Source organism: Luteitalea pratensis (genome assembly GCF_001618865.1).
Lineage (GTDB): Bacteria > Acidobacteriota > Vicinamibacteria > Vicinamibacterales > Vicinamibacteraceae > Luteitalea > Luteitalea pratensis.
This window is the reverse complement of record NZ_CP015136.1, coordinates 7,272,099-7,293,291: the sequence shown is the minus strand read 5'-3', so window position 1 is coordinate 7,293,291 and position 21,193 is coordinate 7,272,099. Positions and strand designations below refer to the sequence as shown.

At 68.2% G+C, this 21,193-nt stretch carries 15 protein-coding genes; 6 read left to right on the top strand and 9 right to left on the bottom strand.

Annotation, left to right across the window (positions count from 1 at the left end; genetic code table 11):
• Positions 1-46: 46 nt before the first annotated feature.
• Complete coding sequence (locus tag LuPra_RS32650; RefSeq protein WP_110174294.1) at positions 47-2,680, bottom strand: hypothetical protein; 2,634 nt, start codon at positions 2,678-2,680, stop codon at positions 47-49.
• A gap of 207 nt (positions 2,681-2,887) precedes the next feature.
• Here LuPra_RS32650 and LuPra_RS30615 point away from each other — a divergent pair, with 207 nt between their 5' ends.
• From LuPra_RS30615 to LuPra_RS32440, 5 genes are all read left to right on the top strand, one after another.
• A complete protein-coding gene (locus tag LuPra_RS30615; protein ID WP_110174293.1) occupies positions 2,888-3,790 on the top strand; it encodes a sulfurtransferase in 903 nt (300 codons plus the stop codon).
• 24 nt (positions 3,791-3,814) lie between these two features.
• Positions 3,815-5,143 carry a metallophosphoesterase family protein gene (locus LuPra_RS30610; protein ID WP_110174292.1) on the top strand — a complete coding sequence of 443 codons (1,329 nt, stop codon included), beginning with the start codon at positions 3,815-3,817 and terminating at the stop codon, positions 5,141-5,143.
• A complete protein-coding gene (locus LuPra_RS30605) occupies positions 5,140-8,205 on the top strand; it encodes an AAA family ATPase (protein WP_110174291.1) in 3,066 nt (1,021 codons plus the stop codon). Before LuPra_RS30610 ends, LuPra_RS30605 begins: the two co-directional genes overlap by 4 nt.
• Before the next feature lie 252 nt (positions 8,206-8,457).
• Positions 8,458-8,844, top strand: a complete 387-nt coding sequence (locus tag LuPra_RS34170; RefSeq protein ID WP_335340800.1) for a ribbon-helix-helix protein, CopG family — start codon at positions 8,458-8,460, stop codon at positions 8,842-8,844.
• Positions 8,841-9,218: a PIN domain-containing protein gene (locus LuPra_RS32440; protein ID WP_157899883.1), complete on the top strand. Its 378-nt coding sequence runs from the start codon at positions 8,841-8,843 to the stop codon at positions 9,216-9,218. The genes LuPra_RS34170 and LuPra_RS32440 overlap by 4 nt, the downstream gene beginning before the upstream one ends.
• Positions 9,219-9,332: 114 nt before the next feature.
• Here LuPra_RS32440 and LuPra_RS30595 read toward each other — a convergent pair whose 3' ends face one another.
• The 8 genes from LuPra_RS30595 to araD form a co-directional block, all read right to left on the bottom strand.
• Positions 9,333-9,776, bottom strand: coding sequence for a DUF3293 domain-containing protein (locus LuPra_RS30595; protein ID WP_157899882.1), 444 nt, complete (start codon positions 9,774-9,776; stop codon positions 9,333-9,335).
• The gene (locus LuPra_RS32435; RefSeq protein WP_157899881.1) at positions 9,733-10,122 is read right to left on the bottom strand and encodes a hypothetical protein; all 390 of its coding nucleotides are present in this window, start codon (positions 10,120-10,122) and stop codon (positions 9,733-9,735) included. Before LuPra_RS32435 ends, LuPra_RS30595 begins: the two co-directional genes overlap by 44 nt.
• Positions 10,119-12,587 (bottom strand): AAA family ATPase, encoded by a 2,469-nt coding sequence (locus LuPra_RS30590; RefSeq protein ID WP_162472869.1) that lies wholly within the window; start codon positions 12,585-12,587, stop codon positions 10,119-10,121. Before LuPra_RS30590 ends, LuPra_RS32435 begins: the two co-directional genes overlap by 4 nt.
• 7 nt (positions 12,588-12,594) lie before the next feature.
• The gene (locus LuPra_RS30585; RefSeq protein ID WP_157899880.1) at positions 12,595-14,193 is read right to left on the bottom strand and encodes a S16 family serine protease; all 1,599 of its coding nucleotides are present in this window, start codon (positions 14,191-14,193) and stop codon (positions 12,595-12,597) included.
• A 95-nt stretch (positions 14,194-14,288) separates the two neighbouring features.
• Complete coding sequence (locus LuPra_RS30580; RefSeq protein ID WP_110174286.1) at positions 14,289-15,296, bottom strand: hypothetical protein; 1,008 nt, start codon at positions 15,294-15,296, stop codon at positions 14,289-14,291.
• Positions 15,293-16,123: a hypothetical protein gene (locus LuPra_RS30575; RefSeq protein WP_110174285.1), complete on the bottom strand. Its 831-nt coding sequence runs from the start codon at positions 16,121-16,123 to the stop codon at positions 15,293-15,295. The genes LuPra_RS30580 and LuPra_RS30575 overlap by 4 nt, the downstream gene beginning before the upstream one ends.
• A 308-nt stretch (positions 16,124-16,431) precedes the next feature.
• Positions 16,432-17,367 carry a dihydrodipicolinate synthase family protein gene (locus LuPra_RS30570; RefSeq protein ID WP_110174284.1) on the bottom strand — a complete coding sequence of 312 codons (936 nt, stop codon included), beginning with the start codon at positions 17,365-17,367 and terminating at the stop codon, positions 16,432-16,434.
• Between the two features lie 117 nt (positions 17,368-17,484).
• Positions 17,485-19,254, bottom strand: coding sequence for an L-arabinonate dehydratase (gene araD, locus LuPra_RS30565; protein ID WP_110174283.1), 1,770 nt, complete (start codon positions 19,252-19,254; stop codon positions 17,485-17,487).
• Between the two features lie 47 nt (positions 19,255-19,301).
• Here araD and LuPra_RS30560 point away from each other — a divergent pair, with 47 nt between their 5' ends.
• Complete coding sequence (locus LuPra_RS30560; protein WP_157899879.1) at positions 19,302-20,987, top strand: GntP family permease; 1,686 nt, start codon at positions 19,302-19,304, stop codon at positions 20,985-20,987.
• Positions 20,988-21,193: the final 206 nt, after the last annotated feature.

Below are 21,193 nucleotides of genomic sequence, written 5' to 3'. Positions count from 1 at the left end.
CCTTCCCAGTCATCACACACTGTGCGCCTCAGAGGGAGGCCCACACCTACGGCACGACGACCACTCGCAGATCACGACTCGTGCGGTTCCCACTGAAGTCCTGCACGAACACCCGCAACACGTGCTCGCCAGGAGTCACTGTCGTCGTGTCCCAGAACCCCTCGGTCGCGATGCCGTCGTGATACGAGGTCGTCGCGACATACAGGAACTGCGTACGGCTCGCACCGTACACCGGGATGCCGCTGCCAGTCGCGTAGACCCGCCTTGCAGCATCGGCTTCGCGCCGCATGCGGTCGAACACTTGGGTCAGGGGCCACGGCACATTCTCGGTCGACAAGGAGCCGACCGATGCGTCCGCAAACGACGGCGTCTTGCGTTCAGCGTTCGGCGTTCTGTCAGCCGGGCGGAGAGCGGGCCCTACCGTTGTGGCGACGCTGTACCCGATCGCATATAAGCCGAGCCGCCGGGACGCCTTGTTGCCATCCGCCTGGTCCCAGGCATCCACGACGATGCGAACGCGGCCACGCACGACGACAGGCTCCAAGGGCGGGAGCCGCGAGGGACGCCGCCTTCGTCCACGGCCACGCATCGCACCGAGCCTGTCCGGATTGAGTGGCGCCCATGCCTCGTCGAAGAGACGTATCCCGGCTGTGGCAATGCTGGGCGCGACGCTGTCCGTGAACTGCACGAGCCGGAAGCGCAGGGGGTTGTACTCCTCACCCGACCATCCGACGTTGAGGTGCACGTGGTTGAACGCATTCACGGTGCCCACCTCGTCTCCGGTCGTGAAGAAGGCTCCCCTCTTCGCACGCATGCGGATCATCATGCCGTCGGCGTCGTAGACAGGCGCGAATCGCTCGAAGTCCACGTCGGCCGATTCGTGCCGGACGACCTGTCCGCCGTAGCCGACGGGCGGAGGCGGAAGTGCGGCACCTACACCTACCGAGTTCGGCCTCCCGCCGCCCAGGACCCGCGATCCGGTCCCTGAGCGCGTTCGCGCGGTGCCGCCGTCTGAATTTCCCGTACCCGGTACCCGGTACGCGGTACCCGCTCTCCGACGCGTGCTTCGCCCAGCCCGAATGTGGACGTACGTCAGCGGACCGATGCGCAGCGACTCGTTCAACGTATCGAACGCAGTCGTGGCGATCGGGCTCGCGACGATGCCGTCGCGAACGGCGCGGACAGGTGTTCCCTGGTTCTCGCGCACATCGAGACCAGCGTGGAAGCGTTCCTGTCCGGCTCCCCCACGTGCCTCGCCGAAGGTGCCTGCCACTTCGTGCGGTCCTTCGAGTGGTGCGACCGGCCACAGGAGAGGCGTGCGCGCGAAGGCATCCACGTCGAATGTGGGTGGCACACGCGGACGTGGCGGCACGGGTAGAACTGGCGTGGTCCACGGCCACTCGGGCCGCCGCGCCTGGCGCACGGGGTCAGACGAGCGCGGCGCCGTCGATAGTCTGGCGCCGGCTGCACCGAAGTTCTGGAGCACCAGGCGCACCATGGCGTTGCCGGCGTCGGCCACGACGAGGCGTGGTTCGGCCGGTGGTCGGCCCGCTCGGAGAGCGGGCCCCACCAGCGCGATCCCTGAGGGGCGGCGAAATCTTGCCTCAGTCGCGACGCCGTCGGCAAACCCCGCGCTCCCCCCGGCCAACAGACGCGCGTCGCCGCGAACCGGCACCAGGACCACCGCGCCGCGCTCGTCGACGATGTAGAGGTCACCGGTCGCGGCGGTGACGAGAGCTATCGGGCGTTCGTAGCCGACGATGGGCGAGAGCACGGTGCTGACCTCCCCGTCGGCGCCGATGGCGCGGATCAGGCCGTTTCCGGTATCGGCGACGAGTACGCGACCGTCCGTCGCGACAGCGACGCCGCACGGCGTGTCGAAACGCGCGCCTGGGCCAGGTCCGTCGCGGTGACGGGCCGCGGCACCGTCGCCATCAGAGGCCGCGCCCGGAGGGCGGGCCCTACCGTCGACGTTGCTGGCCGGGCTCCCGCCTCCGGCAAGGCTTCGGCGCGCGAGCGGAGAGCCGGCCCTACCAGCGTCAGTGGCGTCGTCATCGTCGCCACCGGCGAGCGTGCGGACCTGCCCGTCCGGGTCGATCACTCGGATGCGGTCGTTGTAGGTGTCGGCGACGATGATGCGTCCCGCGGCGTCCACGGCGACGCCCACCGGCGCGTTGAACCGCGCCTGCGCCGAGGGGCCATCGACGTAACCGGAGATGCCGTCACCTGCAATCGTCGTGACGGCGCCACCAGGGCTGACACGCCGGATCGCATGATTGCCGGTGTCGGCGACCACGAGCGAGCCGTCAGGCGCGAGCGCAAGGCCCGAGGGCGTGGCAAACCGCGCCTGGCTGCCAACACCATCCGCGAATCCACGTCCGCCACCGGCAACCGTCGTCACCGTACCGTCGATTGCGATCTGGCGGATGCGATGCGACGAGCCGGCGTCGCTCACGAAGATCCGCCCGTCCGGCGTGGCAGCCAGCCCGAACGGCTCTGAGAAGCGGGCGTCATCGGCCGAGCCGTCCTGCCAGCCATCCCGTCCGTCGCCCGCAAGCACGCCGACCGCCCCCAGCCATGGCGGCTCGGGGCCCTGCGGGCGCGTCAACACCCACGTCACCGCCAGGGCGACCGCGAGGACGAGGGCCAGCAGCACCCAGATGAGGCGGGTGAGACGCACAGGGGGATCGAACCACGCAATGCTGAAATGCTGAAATGCCGAGAATGTCGAAACCTCCTGAGTGCGTTCGTGCCGGCCCGCCCGAGCGCCGGACGGCGCTCACGCCGTCATGGGGTCAAGCCCCAAGCACTCGACAGTCCGGCATCCCGGCATTCCGGCATTAGGTGACGGGCGCCGGCCCGCCGCGTTTGGTGGCATCCTGATCACATGCGCCAAGCCATCCTGGGTCTCGCCTGTCTCGTCGCCGCCAGCGTCGCCGCTCATGCGCAGTCCAACGCACCTTCCCTGATCACGCCGACGCAACTCGAGCCGATGCTCGCCGATCGCGCACTCGTGCTCCTCCATGTCGGCGACAAGGCCGAATATGACGCAGAGCACCTTCCCGGCGCACGGCACATCGAGGTCCGGTCGCTGGCCGCCACGCCACAGCAGGGAGGGCTGACCCTGCAATTGCCGATACCCGCCGAGCTCGAAACGAAGCTCGAGGCGCTCGGTATCAGCGACACCTCACGCATCGTCGTCTACATGGGCAAGGACTGGATCAGTCCCCTCACGCGCGTGGTATTCACGCTCGACTACGCGGGGCTCGGTGGCCGGACGATGGTGCTCGACGGCGGGATGCAAGCATGGAAGGCGGCAGGGAAGGCCGTGGTCACGGACGTGCCTGCGGCGCCAGCGACGGGTACGCTCACGATCAAGGCGCGCCCGGAGGCGGTAGCAGATCTCGCGTGGGTGCAGTCTCATGCGGGCAAGTCGGACTGCGTGGTGATCGACGCCCGTAACACGCAGTTCTACACCGGCGAGAGCAACAACAACGGACGGATTCCGCGGCCCGGCCATGTGGCTGGCGCGGTGAGCGCGCCGTTTGACACATGGGTCCGCGAGGACGGCTCCTTCAAGCCGCGCGCGGAACTCGAGGCGATGCTGAAGGCCGCCGGGGCCAGGACCGGCACGACTGTCGCCACCTACTGTCATATCGGCCAGCAGGCGACCGTCCCGTATTTCGTGGCCCGCATGCTCGGCTACGACGTGAAGCTGTTCGACGGCTCATATGAGGAGTGGTCGCGCACTGAGAGCGCGCCCGTCAAAACCGGAAGCGCACCTCAGTAACGCCTAACGCCTAACGCTTAATGCTTGCCTACCGCCGACCTGAAGGTCGGCGGCTACACCGACGCCTGGATCTGCCGGTACCCGGTACCCGGTACCCGATTTCGACTCCCGACTCCCGACTCCCGACCCTTCTTGCGAATCCTCCACACCTCAGACTGGCACGCTGGCAAGGCGTGGAAAGGGCAATCGCGCATCCAGGAGCTCGAGGCCGTGCTCGACGATCTCGCCGTGGCGGTCGAGCGCGAGCGGATCGATCTCGTCCTGATGACCGGGGACGTCTTCGACGTCGCGTCGCCGTCGGCCGAGGCCGAGCGGCTCGTCTTCCGATTCTTCCGCCGCGTCGGCCAGCTCGACGTGCCGTCGGTGGTGATCGCCGGCAACCACGACAGCCCCGCACGGGTCGAGGCGTGGGGGCAACTCGCCGAACTGGCGCAGGTGACGGCCTGCGGCGTGGTGAAGCCGCACGACCAGGGCGGGTGCGTCACCATTCCCACGCGCTCGGGCGAGCCAGCGGTCGTCGCGATGCTGCCGTTCGTTGGGCCGTCGCAGTTCCTGTCGGCCCAGGAGCTTGGCGTGGCCGGTGGTGAGGCAGTTGGCGCGTACGCTCGCCACATGCAACGGCTCGTTGCCGACATCACTCGCGGCTTCCGGGCCGATGCGGTGAACCTCCTGATGTCGCACACGCACATGGAGGGCGCGGTTGTCGGCACGAGCGAGCGTCGCGTCCACGTGGCCGAAGCATGGGCGGCGACCGTGGACATGCTGCCTGCCACTGCGCACTACGTTGCGCTCGGCCACATCCATCGCAACCAGGCCATCGCTGCCGCGCCGGTGCCGACATGGTATGCGGGCGCGCCGATGCAGCTGGATTTCGGCGAAGAGGGCGAGGTCAAGGCGTACAACATCGTCGAGGTTCATCCCGACGAACCCGCGCGCGTGACCGCACGCCCCTACGTCGGCGCACGACCCCTTCGCACGGTGACCGTCCTCGCGTCGATGTTCGAAGGAGATTCGATTGCCTCCGCGTCGACGCCCTCACTGCAGTTCGACGAACCACGCGTGGACGTCTCGGAGCGGCCGCACCTGCGCGTGATTGTCGATTGCACCGCCGGAGCGGTCGATCCCGACATCAACCGCAAGGTGCGGGCCGTCATCCCCGGCGTCGTCAGCGTGGATCTGCTGCGGCCTCGGCCCGTCCCTGGCGACACCCAGCCGGTACTGCAGGGAATGTTCGCCCCGCGTGACCTCTATGCGGCCTACCTGCACCACCAGGGCCAGAGGGGCACCGAGGCCATGCTCGGCGCGTTCGACGCCCTGTACCAGGCTTCGCTCGTCGGCGAGGACGAGGCATGAGGCCACTCACCATCGAGGTGCACGGCTTCACCTGCTTCCGCGATTCCCAACCGGCACTCGACCTCTCGTCGCACACGCTGTTCGCGATTACTGGGCCGACCGGCGCGGGCAAGAGCTCCGTGCTCGATGCGATGACCTTTGCCCTCTACGGCAAGGTCCCACGCATGGGCCGCGGCAGCGTCAAGGACCTGATCTCCCACGGCCGCGATCGCCTTTGCGTGACCATGCGCTTCTCGGTGGCCGATCGCACCTGCATCGTCACGCGGATGATTCGTCGCAATGGCGGCCCCGGCGTCTGCCAGCTCGATGAGCAGGTCGGCGCCGCGACGCGCACGATCGCGTCCGGTGTGCGTGAGGTCGACGAGGCCGTCGAGCACCTGGTCGGGCTCGACTACGACGCCTTCACGCAAGCGGTCGTGTTGCCCCAGGGCGAGTTCGCGAGGTTCCTGAAGGGCGCGCCGGCGCAACGACGCCAGATCCTGCAGGACCTGCTGCGACTCGGTGTCTACGGGCGGATGCACAAGCTCGCCGGCGAGCGATGCCGGGACGCGAAGAGAGACGTCGAGGCCGCCGAACGGCAACTCGTGATGCACGCCGACGCGACGCCCGACGCGATCCGTCATGCCGAGATCGAACTGGCCGGCGCGTCGCAGCGACACGCGGCCCTCGTCGAGACGCGCGATGGTGTTCGTGAGGCGCGTGTGCAGATGGAGACGCGCGTGGCCCTGGCGCGGGAGCTGGGCGTTCGCCGTCAAGAGCTCGAACTGGTTCGAGCCGCCGACACCGAGCAGCGCGTCAGGGTCGACACCATTGCGCGTGCCCGCCGTGCCCGGGAGGTCGGCGCGGAGCTCGCGCAGCACGCGCGGGACCGCGAAACGCACCAGGCGCGCGTGAATGCGCACGCCACTGCACAGGGGCGTCTGGCCGCGGCGCAGGCGGCGGCTGGCGAGGCTGGGGTCAGGCTGGACGCCGCGCAGCGTGCGTTTACGGACGCGGCGCCGCTCCGCACCCGGGCCGAGACGCTCCGCGCGCTCGAAGGACGACTGCAGCACCTGGACGCCCTCGCGGCGGAATGCCGCGTACTCGCGCGCAGTCACGACGCGAGTCGCAACGAGGTCACGGCGAGACAAACCGATCTGCGCACGAAGTCCGAAGCGTTGACCCAGGCGTCCGAAGAGGTCGCGCGTCTCGACCGCGCATTGGCTTCGCCGACCTTCGACCCGCTGGAGCTCCAGGCGTGCGAGCGGGGTCGGGACATCGCCCGCGAGCTCCGCAGCGCACGTGAACAGGGATCGGCCGTCGACGATCTCGTGCGCCGGGCACAGGCGAACCTGCGAAGCGCAGAGGAAGTCACCCGGGCCGAGTTGGCAGCCGTCACCGAGGCCCGCGCTGCCTTCGCCCGCGCAGAAGCCGGTCGCGACGAGTCGGTCCGGCTGCTCACCGAGGCGCAGGACGCACACCGGGCGATGACCCTGCGCCGCCACCTGCATCCGGGCGATGCGTGTCCTGTCTGTGCGCAATCAGTGCAGACGGTGCCCCCCATAGCCCTCGCCCCTGCGCTCGCCAGCCTGTTCGATGCGCAGAACGAGGCCGCCGAAGCCTGCCGCACGCTTGCGGCTCGCGTGTCGCAACAGCAGGAGCGCCATGCACGCGCGGACGCCGCCGCTGAGGGCGCCCGCCATCAACTCGCCACCGCCGAAGCGAATCGCTCCGCCCTGCGCGACAGGATCACCGCGAGCATGGCGACGCTGGCGACCGATCTCGCGCGGTATCTCCCGGCGTCGCGAAGCGCGATGCCCGAGCACTGGCTGCTCGAGCGACTCGATGACCTGCAAGCGTTGCGAACAGAGAGAGAGGCACGCGAGCGCAGGCGGCAGATTGCCGAGGCCGTTCGCGTGGATGCCGATCACCTCCTCGCGCTCGCCGCGCTGGCCCTCGCCGGTGCGGAACGCGAGGCGCAGGTCCTTGCCGATCAACAGACGGCCCGGACCGCGGCGCACGATGCACTGATGACGGAGATTCGGCGTACGACCGATGCGGCCGATCCGCGGGCGGAACTCGCCACGCTCGTGAGACAACTCGCGGACGCCGAGGGTGCACTGGACACCGCTCGCGTGGAAGCGACACGCCACGACACGGAACTCGCTGCCGCGATAGAAGCGGAGGTGCATGCCTCCCGTGCGATGGACGACGCGCAGCGCGCCCTCGATGCGATCACCGCCCGCATCACGACGGCGCTCTCGGCCTTCGGGTTCGCATCGGTCGACGAGGCAACGGCGGCACTGATGGCGGAGGTCGACCTCGCCGCTCTCGCCGATGCGACCGACGCTCACGACCGGCGCCGTGCGGCACTGGAAGCACAGGTCGCCGATCTCGCGGCGCGCGTCGGCACCGTGGCCGCGAGTGACGCGCACCTGGCCGCGAGCGTGTCCGCCGAGCGGCAGGCCGACGATGCGGTGAGTGCGAACCTGCGACGAACAACGCAACTCGAGGTGCAGCTCGAGGCCATGCGGACCCGGGCGCTCAACGCCGTCGCCCTGCACATGCAACTATCGGTTGCTCGCCAGACGTATGAGGTGTACTCGCGCCTCGCGACAGACCTCAAGGCGGATGCCTTCCAGGCCTGGCTGCTGCGCGAGTCGTTCGAGCGGCTCGTGATCGGTGCGTCGACGCGGCTGATGGAACTCTCGGGTCGATACACGTTGCAGTGGGCCGACGAAGAGTTCGTCGTCGTCGATCACGACAACGCCCAGGAGCGGCGCGGAGCGGACACGCTGAGTGGTGGCGAGACCTTCCTCGCCTCGCTCGCGCTCGCGCTCGAGTTGAGCGAGCAGGTACAGCGTGCCGCGGGCGCCGTGCGGCTGGACAGCCTGTTCATCGACGAAGGCTTCGGCACGCTCGACGCCGCCGCCCAGGACGTCGTCGCGTCGGCGATCGAGTCGCTGCAGGTGAGTGGCCGGATGGTCGGCATCATCACCCACGTCCGCGAGCTCACCGATCGCATGCCTGCCTGCATCGTGATCGAGAAGCGGCCCGACGGATCGCGCTGGCGTCAGGACTGATTAGACAAACGCCGAACGCCGAACTCCGAACGCTGAGGCCAGTGCCGGACAGCGTCACTGCAGAATCCGCTTCCCTGGAGAAGCCCCGCCGCTGCAGAAGATTCAACCGGTCCCGCCTGGAGTGGACGCCGGGCCGAGTTCTCTGGACCGGGCTCGTGGCACGTGGTCTGCTCCTGCACGGGATCAGACCGAGAAAGGCCGAAAGGCCGAAATGCTGAAGTGTCGAGAAACAGCGCATTCGACATTTCCGGCATGGCGGCGTCCCGCATTGGTGAGGTGGTCAGGGCCGGCCAAGCGACCCTCAAGGGAGGAAGCAAGCCAGAAAACAGGTTGACCAGCCACAATAATTGTGGCCATACTTCGAGTATGGCAACAACATCGGTGCGGTCAACGTACTCATTGGACATGGAGACCATGAGACGCATCGACAACCTTGCGAGGCGGTGGGACGTGTCGAAATCGGAAGTGCTGCGGCGGGCGCTCCGGATCGCGGACGAGCAGTCCACGCGATCGGAGCGTGTGGAGGCCCTCAAGCAACTGCAGGTGTCCATGGATCTCTCGCGCGAACGCGCGGAAGGCTGGGTCGCCGACATCCGTGCGGAGCGAGATGCCTGGCCCACTCCGGGAGACGGCCAGTGACGACGCCGGTCCATCTGGACACGAGCTTCCTGGTCCGCTCGGTATGCCCGGAGAACGTGGAGGCGGCGTCCCTGCTCGAATGGCTCGAGCAGGGGCGCCCCGTCATGATCAGTGCGATGGTGTGGGCGGAGTTTCTGTGCGGCCCGCTCACGGACGGCCAGAGGACGCTGGCGATGCAGGTCGTCGGTGAACCCGTTGCGGTCGGAGGGCGAGAGGCCGAACTCGCAGCGCGCCTCTACAACACGTCGGGGCGTCGTCGTGGCTCGTTGGCCGACTGCCTGATTGCCGCGGCGGCGATCGAGGGCGGAGCCCCGCTGGCTACCGCGGACAACAGCTTCGCGCGATTCGCCGACGCCGGCCTGTTACTGGCCTAGCCTTTCCCTTCGCCCTTTCCCTTTCCCCTTCACCCTTCCCCTTCGACCTTTCCTCTTCAGCGTTCGGCGTTCGGCGTTCACTCCCGACTCCCGACTCCCGACTCCCGTTCCCAGTCACGCCATGACCAACCGTGGCGTAGCGTCGGCTCCGCTCCAGACGATGGCGTACTGGTCGAAGCGGCGGGCGATGGCGAGGGCTGCGGCCTCGTCGAGGCCCAACACGAGGACGCTCGGCTCGCCTGGCCACTCTTCCTCGGGATCGACCCCCTCGCCGCGAAGCCAACGGCAGCCCGGCGCCGCCAGCGCCTGCTCGAGGCGAGTCATGGCCAGGTCGTTCTGCTCTCGCGGCGTCGGCGTACTGCGAGGATTCCACGCGGTAATGAAGGCGGAGCAGGTGACACCGAACGCGTCGTGACACCTGCGCAGTTGCTCGGACGGCACGCCGACACGCAGCACCAACGCGTACCCCGCATCGTCCACGCGGTACTCGGTGCGTCGGTAAGCGGCGAGCAGTTCAGCGCGCAACGACGTCGTGCCCGGCCGCCTGCAGCAGCGCATGGAAGCGCTCCGCCGCGTCGATCCAACCGAGGACCTCGTCGCGCGACGGCTGCAGATCGTAGGGATGGTGATGGCAGGCGCGGCTGAGGAGCGACCACGTGGCATGACCCTCGGCCGCCAACTCGGCGTGTGGCAGGTACAGCCGCAGGGCCAGAAACTGGCTACGTGCCGAGGTACCGACCATCGGGATTGAGCGTTGCGCCCAGAACTCGTCCACGGACAACTCGACTGCCTGGCGCGCAAGGACAGCGGCCGCACGTCCCCACCAGAACGCGGTGGTCCAATCGTCCGTATTGACGAGCCTTCGGCACAGCGCAAGCAGCTCCGGTGCGCCGGGCGTCGTCATGGTTTGGCCACCTGCGCCCTGATCATGTCGACCAATGCCTGCGTCGCGCTCACGAGTGCTAACGGATCGCCAGTGAAGTCGCCATGTGCGCCCTCGAGGCAATCGCGGAACGTCTGCTTGTGCGGCAGCTTGCGCATCGAGCCGAGGCGCTGCTCGACATCTCCGCCACGATCCATGTTGTCAAAAAGAGCCAGCGCCATGAGGTTACGGAACTTGCCCGCCTTCACGAGGGTGTCCTCGACGTCGGTGTGCAATGCCCCTTCGCGAAGCCGACGGGCACGGACGACCTCCTGGCACGCCGCCTCGAGCGCGGAACGGCAGAAATTCGGCACGAGCCGCAGCTTGATCCCGTCCGGCATGTGCTCGGTCATCGCGATGGCCTTCGCATCGTCGAGGAGGATCGCGACCGGTCCCTTGACGCGACGGATGTCCACGACGGACCGGTCCCGCCGCAGGATGTCGACGAACGTCGCGCGAATCTCCAGCCGCCGCACGGCCTCGGGCAGGCGATCGTCGTGCGTGAACACCACGACCTGATGGCTTCGGGCCGCCTGGGCGAGCACGCGGGCCAGGCCCTCGACCTTGGCCGGGTCGAGCGCCTGCACGGGATCGTCGATCAGCACGAACCCGAACGGGCTCTCCGGCATCGTCGCACGAGGCAGGAAGAGGCTCAGCGCGAGGCTGTTCAGTTCGCCCTGGCTCATGACGCTCAACGCCGACGTCTCGGTGCCTTCGAGGCTCACGTCGAGTTGCACGCTGCGACGCGTGCCGCTACCGACCATCTGCACGTCGCGCAGATCGACGCTGCTCTGCAACCGCAGCATCGACCAGTAGTGCGTGGCCTGCTGCGCAATCGGTTCGAAGCGCTCGCGACGGATGTCCTCGATGACGTCCTTCAGCCAGTCCTCGGCCTTGCGAAGGTGCTTCTTGGCCTCCTTGCCGGCCTCGGCCTGCCGCGCCGGCGGCAACCACGCGGCCAACTGCAGGGCCACGGGCCGCCAGACGTCTTCGCGACGGGCGAGTTCGGCCTGCGCCATGGCCATGACGGCAGTCACCGCTGATAGCAGCGGCGGCATCGTCGACTCGATGTGCGCCGCCAGTGGCTCGATCTCACCGGCGCCTGCAGGTGCGCTGGCAAAGGTCTGCCATGCGTCGAGCGCGGCTTGCACGTCGAGGGCAGCGCGTGCGGCGGTCGCCAGTACGGCTGGGGCCGCGACGCAGAACTGCATGGCGCGCGACCGCGCCCTGTCCAGCGTTGCTTGCGCGCCGTCCGCCTCGGCGGCATCTGACCGCAGTATGTCGGCGGCCTGCCGCGTACGGCTTCGCCAGGCATCGTCGATGACGTCCGCGGTGCCACACACTGGACACGCGTCGGACTCCGTGGCCTTCGTCACATCGAGTGCACGCTCGAGCAGGTCTGCAAGCTGTCGCGCCCGCCCCGCCGATCGTTCTCCTATCTCGCGCACCCTGTCCCCGGCCTCGCGCAGTCCGGCGACGACGTCGGTGCCGTCGGCGAGAGCGGGCGCCCGCAACGTGGCGAGTTGGCGAAGCAGCTGTCCCTGCCCGTCATCGGTGAGGTCGTCGGCCACCAGTCGCTGGATGGCGTCGAAGTCCCACGTCCTGGCGCCGAGTAGCGTGACGATTTCGTCGAGCCGCGGGTCGTCGCCGAGTGCCTTGGCCGACTGGGCCGCGGCCACCACACCGCTCGCGGCTCGCTTCGAATCGTCCTGGCACTTGTCGATCGCACGCGCGGCATCCATGAGCCGCTGACGCACGTCGACGTACTGCTCCAGGCCCAGCCCTGTCATCAGCGCGTCGTAAAGTGCTGACCTGCCGTCGAGCATCTCGCCGAGCTGCGAATACGCCAGGAACGGCCGGTAGTCGAGAGAGGCGCGGAGCCAGGGCGTTTCCGAGAGCGTCCGGGTGGGGCCCGCGTCCTTGACGACGGTTTCCCCGTCCTTCAGCTCTGCGCCCTTGCCCCACCGGCGCGAAAACGTGACGGTTCCGGTCTGCTCGACCACCACGTCCGCGGCAATGAACGGGAGCTGATCGACGTGGTGATTGCGCCAGCCTTCGGCGGCGCGCGCCGCACCGAAGCGCGCGCAGGTATCGGTGAACAACAGTTCCACGGCCTCTGCGAAGCTGCTCTTGCCGGAGCCGTTCCGACCGCTCACGATCGTGAGGCCCCGGCCTTCGGGAATCTCCAGCGCGCGCTCTGGGCCGATGCCACGGAACGCACGCACCTTGATGGTCTTCAAGTACGCGCGAGGCACGTCTGCAGGTGCGGTGAGCGGCAGCGCGTCGGCCGCCGCCCTGGGCGCCAGGTCCGCTCCCGCGTCGATGGCGCCGGCGAGCGCGTCGGTACCGTCGCACGCGTATGCGACATAGATGGCAAACGGCTCGGCGTCCTTGCCGCCAGCGGCAAGGCGCCTCAGGAGATCGGCGAGGATGGGATTGTCGGACACGGTGTCATCAGTACGGGTAGAGCCGCGCGACATCCGATGGATGCGCACCGCTTCGGATCAGATGGCCTGTTGGTCCCGGATCATATCGCTCGAGTGCGACGACGCACGCGGCGGCGGCCTCTAGGTCGCCTGCTGCTATGGCTGTGTCGAGATCGAGCATCACGAGGTTGCGTGACGCGAGCACGTTGCCGTGCCCCGCCGCCTCTACGAGGACCGGGCGACAGGCAGTTCCGGCCCACCGGTGCGCGGCCCAGCGAAGATGATCGGGCAGGGTGAGGTCGCCGGCGAGCTGAATGGCAATGGTGCGGGCGGCCTCGTCTCCCGGTTCGAGCAGCAGCCTGCCACGCACCAGCGCGAATTCCACGTAGCGTGCGCCCAGCCCCTTGAGTCCGCCTGTGCTCGACAGCCGCTCGTGAAATCCCACGGCGCGCTGCAGCGACGCCGCATCCCGGAGGGCGCCGGCCAGGCGGCACCACTCCGACAGCGGGTATGCGATGTCAGCGTCGGCATGGAGATCGGCGAGCACGCACGCGACAGACTCCTGTGCGGCGAGCGCGTCCTGGGCGCGCCCTGTGAGCGCCTCGAGCCGCGCCAGTGCACCGCGCAATCGCAACTGCGGCTCGGCCGCCTCGTGCAGATCCGCGGCGAGCAGGTCGCGCGTAAGCGGCTCGATACGGTCTGGATGGGGGACGCCCGTGTCTGCGCATTGCTGTACGAGGTGCGCGACGACCTGGATGCGCAGCATGCGCGGACGTCCCTCGAGCCAGCCACTCGGCGGCAGGGCAATGCGTCCGCTGTTGTCGCAGTGTCGTTCAGCGACGGCGCGTGCGAAGTCGAGCCGGTAACGCGCATCGGCCGTCAGATCCGACCAATGCTCGAGCGCGAGGGTTGCCCCCCGAGCGACCGGCGCCCAATCGACCATCGCGTCGCTGCCGACAAGGGCAAGCCTGAAGAAGCTGGCGGTGAGTTCCTCGCGCCGCTCGGGGTCGCTCCCTGCTTCCACGAGCAGTCGCGTCAGCGCATTGCCGAACACATGCGCGATGGCGTCGGCGGCACGGCCGACGCCGACCACGCACAGTCCGTCGGGCGCGACGTGACGAGCCTCGGCCTCCTGATCGGCCGAAACGAGCACGTCCGTGACGCGCGGCAGCAGCGTCGCGATCCCCGCGATCTTGCGCTCGAGCCCCCCTACCGGCAGGACGGAACCAGACGGATCGATGGCCGCCGCGGCCACGACCTGCGGCGGCACCGGACACCCGAGCACGACCGAGGCGAGATGCAGGCAGAACGCGAGCCCGAATGATGGCCCTTCGACCAGCACGCCCGGGTCGACAAAGCCTGGCGTCGTGCGCAGGCCGTGCAGTGGCGTGATCTCGGGCAACAGCCGGGTCGCGTCACGCACGTTCCGCCAGAGGACGGGTAGCGCCCGCGGCAACGCCACGGTTGCGGCACGCCACGACTGGCGCATCTGCGGCCCGAGCGTCGTACCGATCGCATGGTTGTGCGACGTCGCATGGGGGGTGGGTGCGATGCACCAGGCGACGACCGTCTCGTCGTCCTCGCTGACACTGACCACCGGCAAGGAGCCGCGACTGGGCCGGGGCATGGGACCAAGTCGTTGCGCAAGCTTATCGCAGCGTGCGTCCGACCGTGGCCAGCACCACGGACCTGCCCGCAGCGCGCTGTCGGGAGCCTCAGTCATCAGAAGTAGTGAGCCTCGAGGTCCGTGCTGCCCCACCAGGCGGAGGGATCGCCCAGCGCAACGCGTCGCAGCCGTTCGTCGGCAGCCGACACCGTCTGATCGAGATTGATGCGCACGGCGCGGCCGGTACGGTCGGCACTTTCCAGTACCTTCTCCAGCTCGCTGCCCGCACTCGCCTCGCGCAGCAGCACACGCACGCTCTCGATGTCGTCGCGGCGATGGCACAGCCGGCGCCAGGCCAGCGAGGCCTCGCTCATGTCGGCCGACAAGGTCTCGAACAGGTCCTCGAGGTCATCGCCAAGTGCCTCTGCGCGCCGCACGGCCTGCTGCTCGAGCGCGGCCTTCGCCGCGGCGTCGAGCGAACGGGCCCAGCGCCGTGGCGCCAGCTCGACGTCGCTGACCAGGTCCTGCAAACGGCCGGCAGCAATCAGCGCGGCGACGTCCATGGCGTCCGATTCCGACAGCCGCGCCAGCTGGCCGGCCAGAGAGGTACGCCTCCACGCGTCGGCGCCGACTCCCTCGTGCACTTCACCGAGCATCCACTTGTCCCTCGAGCTCACGATCCATTCCTCCAGTGGAGGCACGGGCCACGCGTAGATCGGCCGCAGGTGCAGGTACGGGGGCTGTGTGTAGCCCAGCACCAGCGGCGTGCCGCCGAGGCTTTCGATCAGGAACCGGCCCTGCCGCACCAACTCCACGCGGGCCATTCCGGCCTCGTCCGCGGCCCGGGGCGGCTCGTCGACCAACCCCGGTCGCACCTGAAACGTCGCGCCGTGTCGAGATATGACGCTGAGCATGCGCGCGCCGGGGTCGAGCTCGAGACGGAGCCCGAGCGTGTCGAGCGTTGGACTGTGGGCGGCGATCGACGACGTGACGTCGCGCGGCGACGCCTGCAGCGCCTGTTGTGGACCAGCACCTGGCAGGGCGAGGTCTTCGGAGGGCCCGAGCATTTCCGAGGCAATCCCGAGCGCCGCGAGTTCCTGCTGCATCTGCACGTGGGGGTTCATTCGGACATGACCTCGTCGCCTGAGGCGACAAGTGGGTTGCTGCCGTGCTGTACGCGCGGCGCGAAGTCGGAGCGCGCCACGCCGCGGACGGCTTCCTCGAGCTCGCGGGCCAGGGCGGCACCGATCAGCCACGCCGACAGCCGCGGCACGTCGTCGGGGCGGTTGCGTGGCACTTCGAGCAGGTAGCCGCGTGCGCGCTTCTGGCGCTGGTAGATGCGGTTGCGCGTCCGCACGAACGTGTCGTTGCCGCGCTGTTCGCGCGTCACGATATCGTCGATGGTGGTGATCTCACGGGCGATCGCGCGGATGTCGCGTACGGTGGCCACGAACCCATCGCCTTCGCGCAGCGTGCCCGCGATGGCCGGAATTGCTCGTTCGTAGAGCACCTGGTCGGCCTTGGCCAGCAACGCAGAGTTGGCCGTGTGGTTCTCGCGGTCGATGAGCACCGAGCGGATGTCCAGGTCGGGAGAGGGCAGGTCGCGCGGGCGACCATCGTCGTCATCCGGCGTCGTGGACACCAGGCGGTGGAGATCGTCGCGGTCACGGTTGATGCTGTCGCGAAGCATGTTCTTGAGCGCCGTCACGAGGTAGCCGGTGGCTTCGGCGTCGGTGGACGTGTACCGCCGCGGACCAGGACGGTTCTTCATGAGGCGCATGACGACGTCGTTGACCACGTCGCCGCGTTTCGGTTCCGGCACGACGCGTCGCGCCAGTGCTTCGAGAGCGGCGTACACGATTGCAATGGCCGCCTGGCGTCGCGCGTCCTCGTCAGGCGAGAGCGTGCGATCGGGTGGCGCCATCAGGACCAACGCGTCGGACAGGGTCATACCCAGGGTGTCTCGTTCCTACGTTGTGGGCCCACGGTCCGCGTTCACTCGGGCCCTGACGGAGCGAAGACGCGGCCGGTGTGCGGGGTCTGACACAAGTGCCTCCCGATCGAAACATCTCGACCATCGGCCTTCGGCATGCGGCCTTCGGCCTTCGGAATACCCCGATCTTGGCCGGCAGTCGGCCGCGTCCACTCTCACCCGCCGACCTGAAGGTCCGCCGCTACAGCCTTCACCTCGACGAATGTAGGCGTCGACCTTCAGGTCGACGCGCGACGCGCCGTCAGGCGGCGGCGACGCATGACGCGTCAAGACACAGGGTTCGCCGGCTGCCCGTCAGCGGCGAGCAGTGCTCGCGCCGCCGCCTCGATCGCCTCGACGTGCTCTTCTCCGACGTTGCTCAATAGCGGCAGCAACGGCCCCGTCTCGGCGATGCCGGCGCTCTCCACCGCCTGGTGCAGAACGCGGATCGGGTTGATGGCGTTGCGGAGGTCTTCGAGCGCCACGAAGATGCCGCGGACCCGCTCGGCCTCGACCCAGTCCTGCCGGTGCACGGCCGCCAGCATGGTCTGAGACAGTCGCGGCGCGACGCAGACGCATCCGCTCGTGAAGCCCGCGAGGCCAAAGTCCCGGACGTGGACGATCGCGGGCTGCTCGCCGATGCCGCTGATGATCTTGCTCGTGTCGACCATCGAGACGAGCTTGCGCAGATACGGGTCGTCAGAGGTGTCCTTGCGCACGACCGCGTACTTGATCGCGCTGACCAGCCCCTCCTTGTCGAGCGCGGCAATCTCCTCGGGCTCGATGTAGCCGTCGTTCTTCACGTAGACCAGTGCCGGCACGCCGGCGGCCGCCACGAACTCGCGGATCCCGTTGGCCACACCGACGCTCGTGGTGATCCCCTGCTGCGGCAACACCATCACGGTGGGAAACCGGTGACGCCGGACAATCCGGGCGTGCTCGAGCAGCAACGCGTAGCTCGGGCCGGCCGACGGCACGACGAGCGAATCCGGACCCGCCAGTTGCTCGAGCATCGCCAGGGCCGCGTCGTACTCGGATAGCGGCATGTGGTAGAAGTTCGCGTTGCCGCCATACAGCAGCAACGACACGCCCCCCGCCTCGAGATGCCGGATGATGCGGCCGTTACCCGCCTCCGACAGCGAGCGATCGAGCAGTCGCGCCAACGGCGGCACGGCCATCACGGAGCGGGCGAAGTGGGATGGGGACAGGGGCGTCGTGATCATGGGGCCTCGAGAATTGCAGAATTCAAGAATTTCAGAATTTCACCACCACCACCAACCTTCGGAGCGCTGAGCCCTTAGTGCAATTCTGCAATTCTGAGCTTCTGAAATTACCAGTACTCAGTAAATGTCCGGTTCCGGCGTCGGCCAACCGCCTTCGAGGAACGTGAAGTCGCAGCCGTCCGGCGCCTGCGACGTCTGGTCCAGGAACAGGCGGGAGTAACCGCGCTCGTAGCGCCGCGGCGGCGCGCTCCACGTGGCCTTGCGGGCGGCCAACTCCTCGTCGGCGACATGCAGGTGGATCCGCCGTGCCTCGACGTCGATCTCGATCAGGTCACCATCGCGTACCAGCGCGAGTGGCCCCCCGACGGCAGCCTCCGGCGCCACGTGCAGCACGCACGTACCGTAGCTCGTGCCCGACATCCGCGCGTCCGAGATACGCACCATGTCGCGGATGCCCTGCTGCAACAACTTCTTCGGGATGGGCAGCATGCCCCATTCCGGCATGCCCGGCGCCCCGACAGGGCCGGCATTCTGCAGCACCACGACATGATCGGGCGTGACATCGAGATCGTCCTGGTCGATCCGCGCCTTGAGGTCGGCATAGGTCGCGAAGACCAATGCCGGGCCCGTGTGCTTCAGCAGCCGTGGCTCGGCCGCCGTCGGCTTGATCACGCACCCGTCTGGAGCGAGGTTCCCCCGCAACACGAAGGTCCCACCGGCACGGGCGAGCGGTCGGTCGAGCGGCCGGATGACTTCGTCTGACAACACCTCGGCGCCAGCGATGACCTCGCCGATCGTGCTGCCGCCGACCGTCCGGCAGCCGAGCGCGAGGTGTGGTCGCAGGCGCGACAACAACGCGGGCACACCGCCCGCATCGTGGAAGTCCTCCATCAGGAACTCACCGGCGGGCCGCAGGTTCACCACGACCGGGACCTCTCGCGAGATCCGATCGAAGTCTTCGAGCGTCAGTGGAACACCCGCCCGGCGGGCCATGGCGATGAGGTGGATGATCGCGTTGGTGGACCCGCACAGCGCCATGTCGGTGACGACGCCGTTACGGAATGCGTCGGCGGTGAGAATGGCCGACGGGCGGAGATCCTCCCACACCAGCTCCACGGCACGTCGCCCTGCGGCCGTTGCCATCCGCGCATGCGCCGAGTGCACGGCGGGGATCGTCGCCGCACCCGTCAGGGTGAGCCCCAGCGCCTCCGTGATCGACGCCATCGTCGACGCGGTTCCCATCGTCATGCACGTGCCAGGCGATCGCGCGATGCCTTCCTCGACCTGTCGCAGCGCACATTCGTCCAGGTTGCCGGCCTTGCGTTCGTTCCAGTACTTCCACACGTCGGTCCCGCTGCCGAGGCGCTCGGTGCGGAAGCGACCGGCCAGCATCGGGCCGGCAGGCACGAAGATCGCGGGCAGGTTCATCGAAATCGCGCCCATGATCAGCCCGGGCACCGTCTTGTCGCACCCGCCCATGAGGACCACGCCGTCGATCGGGTGCGATCGCAGGATTTCCTCGACCTCGAGCGCCAGCAGGTTGCGGTAGAACATCGCCGTCGGCTTGACGAACATCTCCGACAGCGACAGCACCGGCATCTCGACGGGGAACCCACCAGCCTGCCACACACCCTGCTTGACGTCCTCCGCGCGCTCGCGGAAGTGCCCATGGCATTGCTGCAGGTCGCTCCAGGTGTTGAGGATCGCGATGACCGGCTTGCCCTCGGCATCGTCGGCCGAGTACCCCAGTTGCCGGAGCCGGCTGCGGTGACCGAAGCTGCGCAGGTCATCCGGAGCGAACCACCGTTGCGACCGCAAGTCGGCGGCCGCGCGACGGGCGGGGCGCCCCGGGGCACCAGATGGGGCTGGGACTCGTGGGTCGGTCATGGTTGGCGCTGGAAAAAACCGTCGCGGAAGTCTACGCTAACCGCCTCTTGAGTCCACTTCCCATCCTGGCGATCGCGCTCGCGATCGTGATCACGGGTGTGCTGGCGTTCCGCCTGCACGCTTTCCTTACGCTCATCGTTGCCGCGCTGGCGGTCGCCGCGCTGACACCCGCGTCAGCGATCGAGCGGTACGAACTGTCGAAGGAAGGCGTGCGCATCGACCAACTGGAGCCCGGCAATCGCGGTGCGCTGGTGCTCGCGCGACCAGGACAGCTGAAGCAGGGAGTGGCGTACGGAGTATTCCGTCTCGATCCGGGAGCCAGGCCTCGACGTGTAGGAACCGCAACGGTTGCCGTCCCCGGAGTAGCGGGGGCCGAGACCACGCTCTCCGTGGTGTCCGACGATCCATCCGCCTCCCTCGTGGGCGCCTGGGTCGCCACTGACGGGACAGCAGCAGCGGCCGCCAGGTCTGCCGGTGAGACCATCGGCGCGCGCGTCGCCAACGGCTTCGGCCGCACCGCCCTCGACATCGGCATCCTCATCGCGATGGCTTCGATCCTCGGCGGCTGCCTCATGGCCGCCCATGGCGCCGAGCGTATCGTCATCTCCCTGCGTAACGCGCTGGGCCCGTCGCGCACGCCGTTCGCCTTCCTCGGCAGTGGCCTGCTCCTCGGCATCCCGATGTTTGCCGAGGCCGTGTTCTATCTGCTGCTGCCACTCGCCAAGGCAATGTGGCGCGAGACGCGCAAGAATTATCTGTTGTTCGTGATGACCATCGTTGCTGGCGCGACGATGACGCATTCGCTCGTGCCACCGACGCCGGGGCCGTTGTTCGTGGCGCAGGCCATGGGCATCGATATCGCGCTCATGATGCAGCAGGGCCTGATCGTCTCGACGATTGCGGCCTTTGCCGGGTACACCTACGCGCGCTACGCCGATCGACGCTGGCCGCTCGAAGTGCGATCTGCCATCGGGAGCGGGCCGGATTCGCCCGAGGCGACAGCACCCCAATCCACAGCCGGCGAGACCCAGCTTCCGCCACTGGTCCTCTCACTGCTGCCAATCCTGCTGCCGGTCATCCTGATCAGCGCTGACTCGGCACTCGCCACGTCTTCGTACGGCCTGCCCTCGTGGGCCGTGAGCATCATTCGCGTGCTGGGCGACAAGAACCTGGCGCTCACTCTCTCCGCTGCTGCCGCGATCCTGTTGCTGGCCTGGTACGCGCCAGCGAGCCCGGCCCATGCCTCCTCCCGTGCCGATCTCGTGCGCAAGACCGTCAAGGACGGCGTCATCGAAGCCGGCGAAATCATCCTCGTCATCGCGGCGGGTGGCGCACTGGGGACTGTGCTGCGACAAGCCGGAATGGCCGAGCTCGCGGCGGCCACCGTACCCACGCAGAAGCTGTTGCTGTTACCCATCGCGTGGGGAATCACGGCGCTCGTCCGCATTGCCCAGGGATCGGCAACAGTGGCCATGATCACGGCCGTTGGCATCGTCGGGCCGATCGCGCTTGCCGGAGGCTTGTCGTACCACCCGGTGTACGTGGCCGTGGCCATCGGCGCCGGCTCGAAGATTGGCATGTGGATGAACGACAGCGGATTCTGGGTCATCGCCAAGATGAGCGGCATGACCGAGGCCGAGACGCTCAAGACCGTGAGCGTCATGGTCTTCATCGAGGGCTGCGTCGGCCTTGTCGCCACCTTGATCCTGGCCACCCTGTGGCCCCTCTTGTGAGTTTCGTTACCCGCAGGGATCCCCCGTCGACCTGACTTGTCCACCGTAGCCTTGGCGAAGGTGGAAGGTCGACGGCTACATCGAACCCACCCGCCGACCAAGGTCGGCGGCTACACTAACCCCTTCTGCTGACCAGGGTCGGCAGCTACACCGCAGGCGACGTATCGCATCCACGCGAATCACGTAGGCGTCGAGCTTGCTCGACG

Bases quoted from the DNA above. Each gene is read 5' to 3' on its own strand.
- LuPra_RS30605 (WP_110174291.1), top strand. From the start codon at position 5,140: ATGAGGCCACTCACCATCGAGGTGCACGGCTTCACCTGCTTCCGCGAT.
- araD (WP_110174283.1), bottom strand. From the start codon at position 19,254: ATGACCGACCCACGAGTCCCAGCCCCATCTGGTGCCCCGGGGCGCCCC.
- LuPra_RS30615 (WP_110174293.1), top strand. From the start codon at position 2,888: ATGCGCCAAGCCATCCTGGGTCTCGCCTGTCTCGTCGCCGCCAGCGTC.
- LuPra_RS30580 (WP_110174286.1), bottom strand. From the start codon at position 15,296: ATGAACCCCCACGTGCAGATGCAGCAGGAACTCGCGGCGCTCGGGATT.
- LuPra_RS30585 (WP_157899880.1), bottom strand. From the start codon at position 14,193: ATGCCCCGGCCCAGTCGCGGCTCCTTGCCGGTGGTCAGTGTCAGCGAG.
- LuPra_RS30570 (WP_110174284.1), bottom strand. From the start codon at position 17,367: ATGATCACGACGCCCCTGTCCCCATCCCACTTCGCCCGCTCCGTGATG.
- LuPra_RS34170 (WP_335340800.1), top strand. From the start codon at position 8,458: ATGGCGGCGTCCCGCATTGGTGAGGTGGTCAGGGCCGGCCAAGCGACC.
- LuPra_RS30575 (WP_110174285.1), bottom strand. From the start codon at position 16,123: ATGACCCTGTCCGACGCGTTGGTCCTGATGGCGCCACCCGATCGCACG.
- LuPra_RS32435 (WP_157899881.1), bottom strand. From the start codon at position 10,122: ATGACGACGCCCGGCGCACCGGAGCTGCTTGCGCTGTGCCGAAGGCTC.
- LuPra_RS30595 (WP_157899882.1), bottom strand. From the start codon at position 9,776: ATGCGCTGCTGCAGGCGGCCGGGCACGACGTCGTTGCGCGCTGAACTG.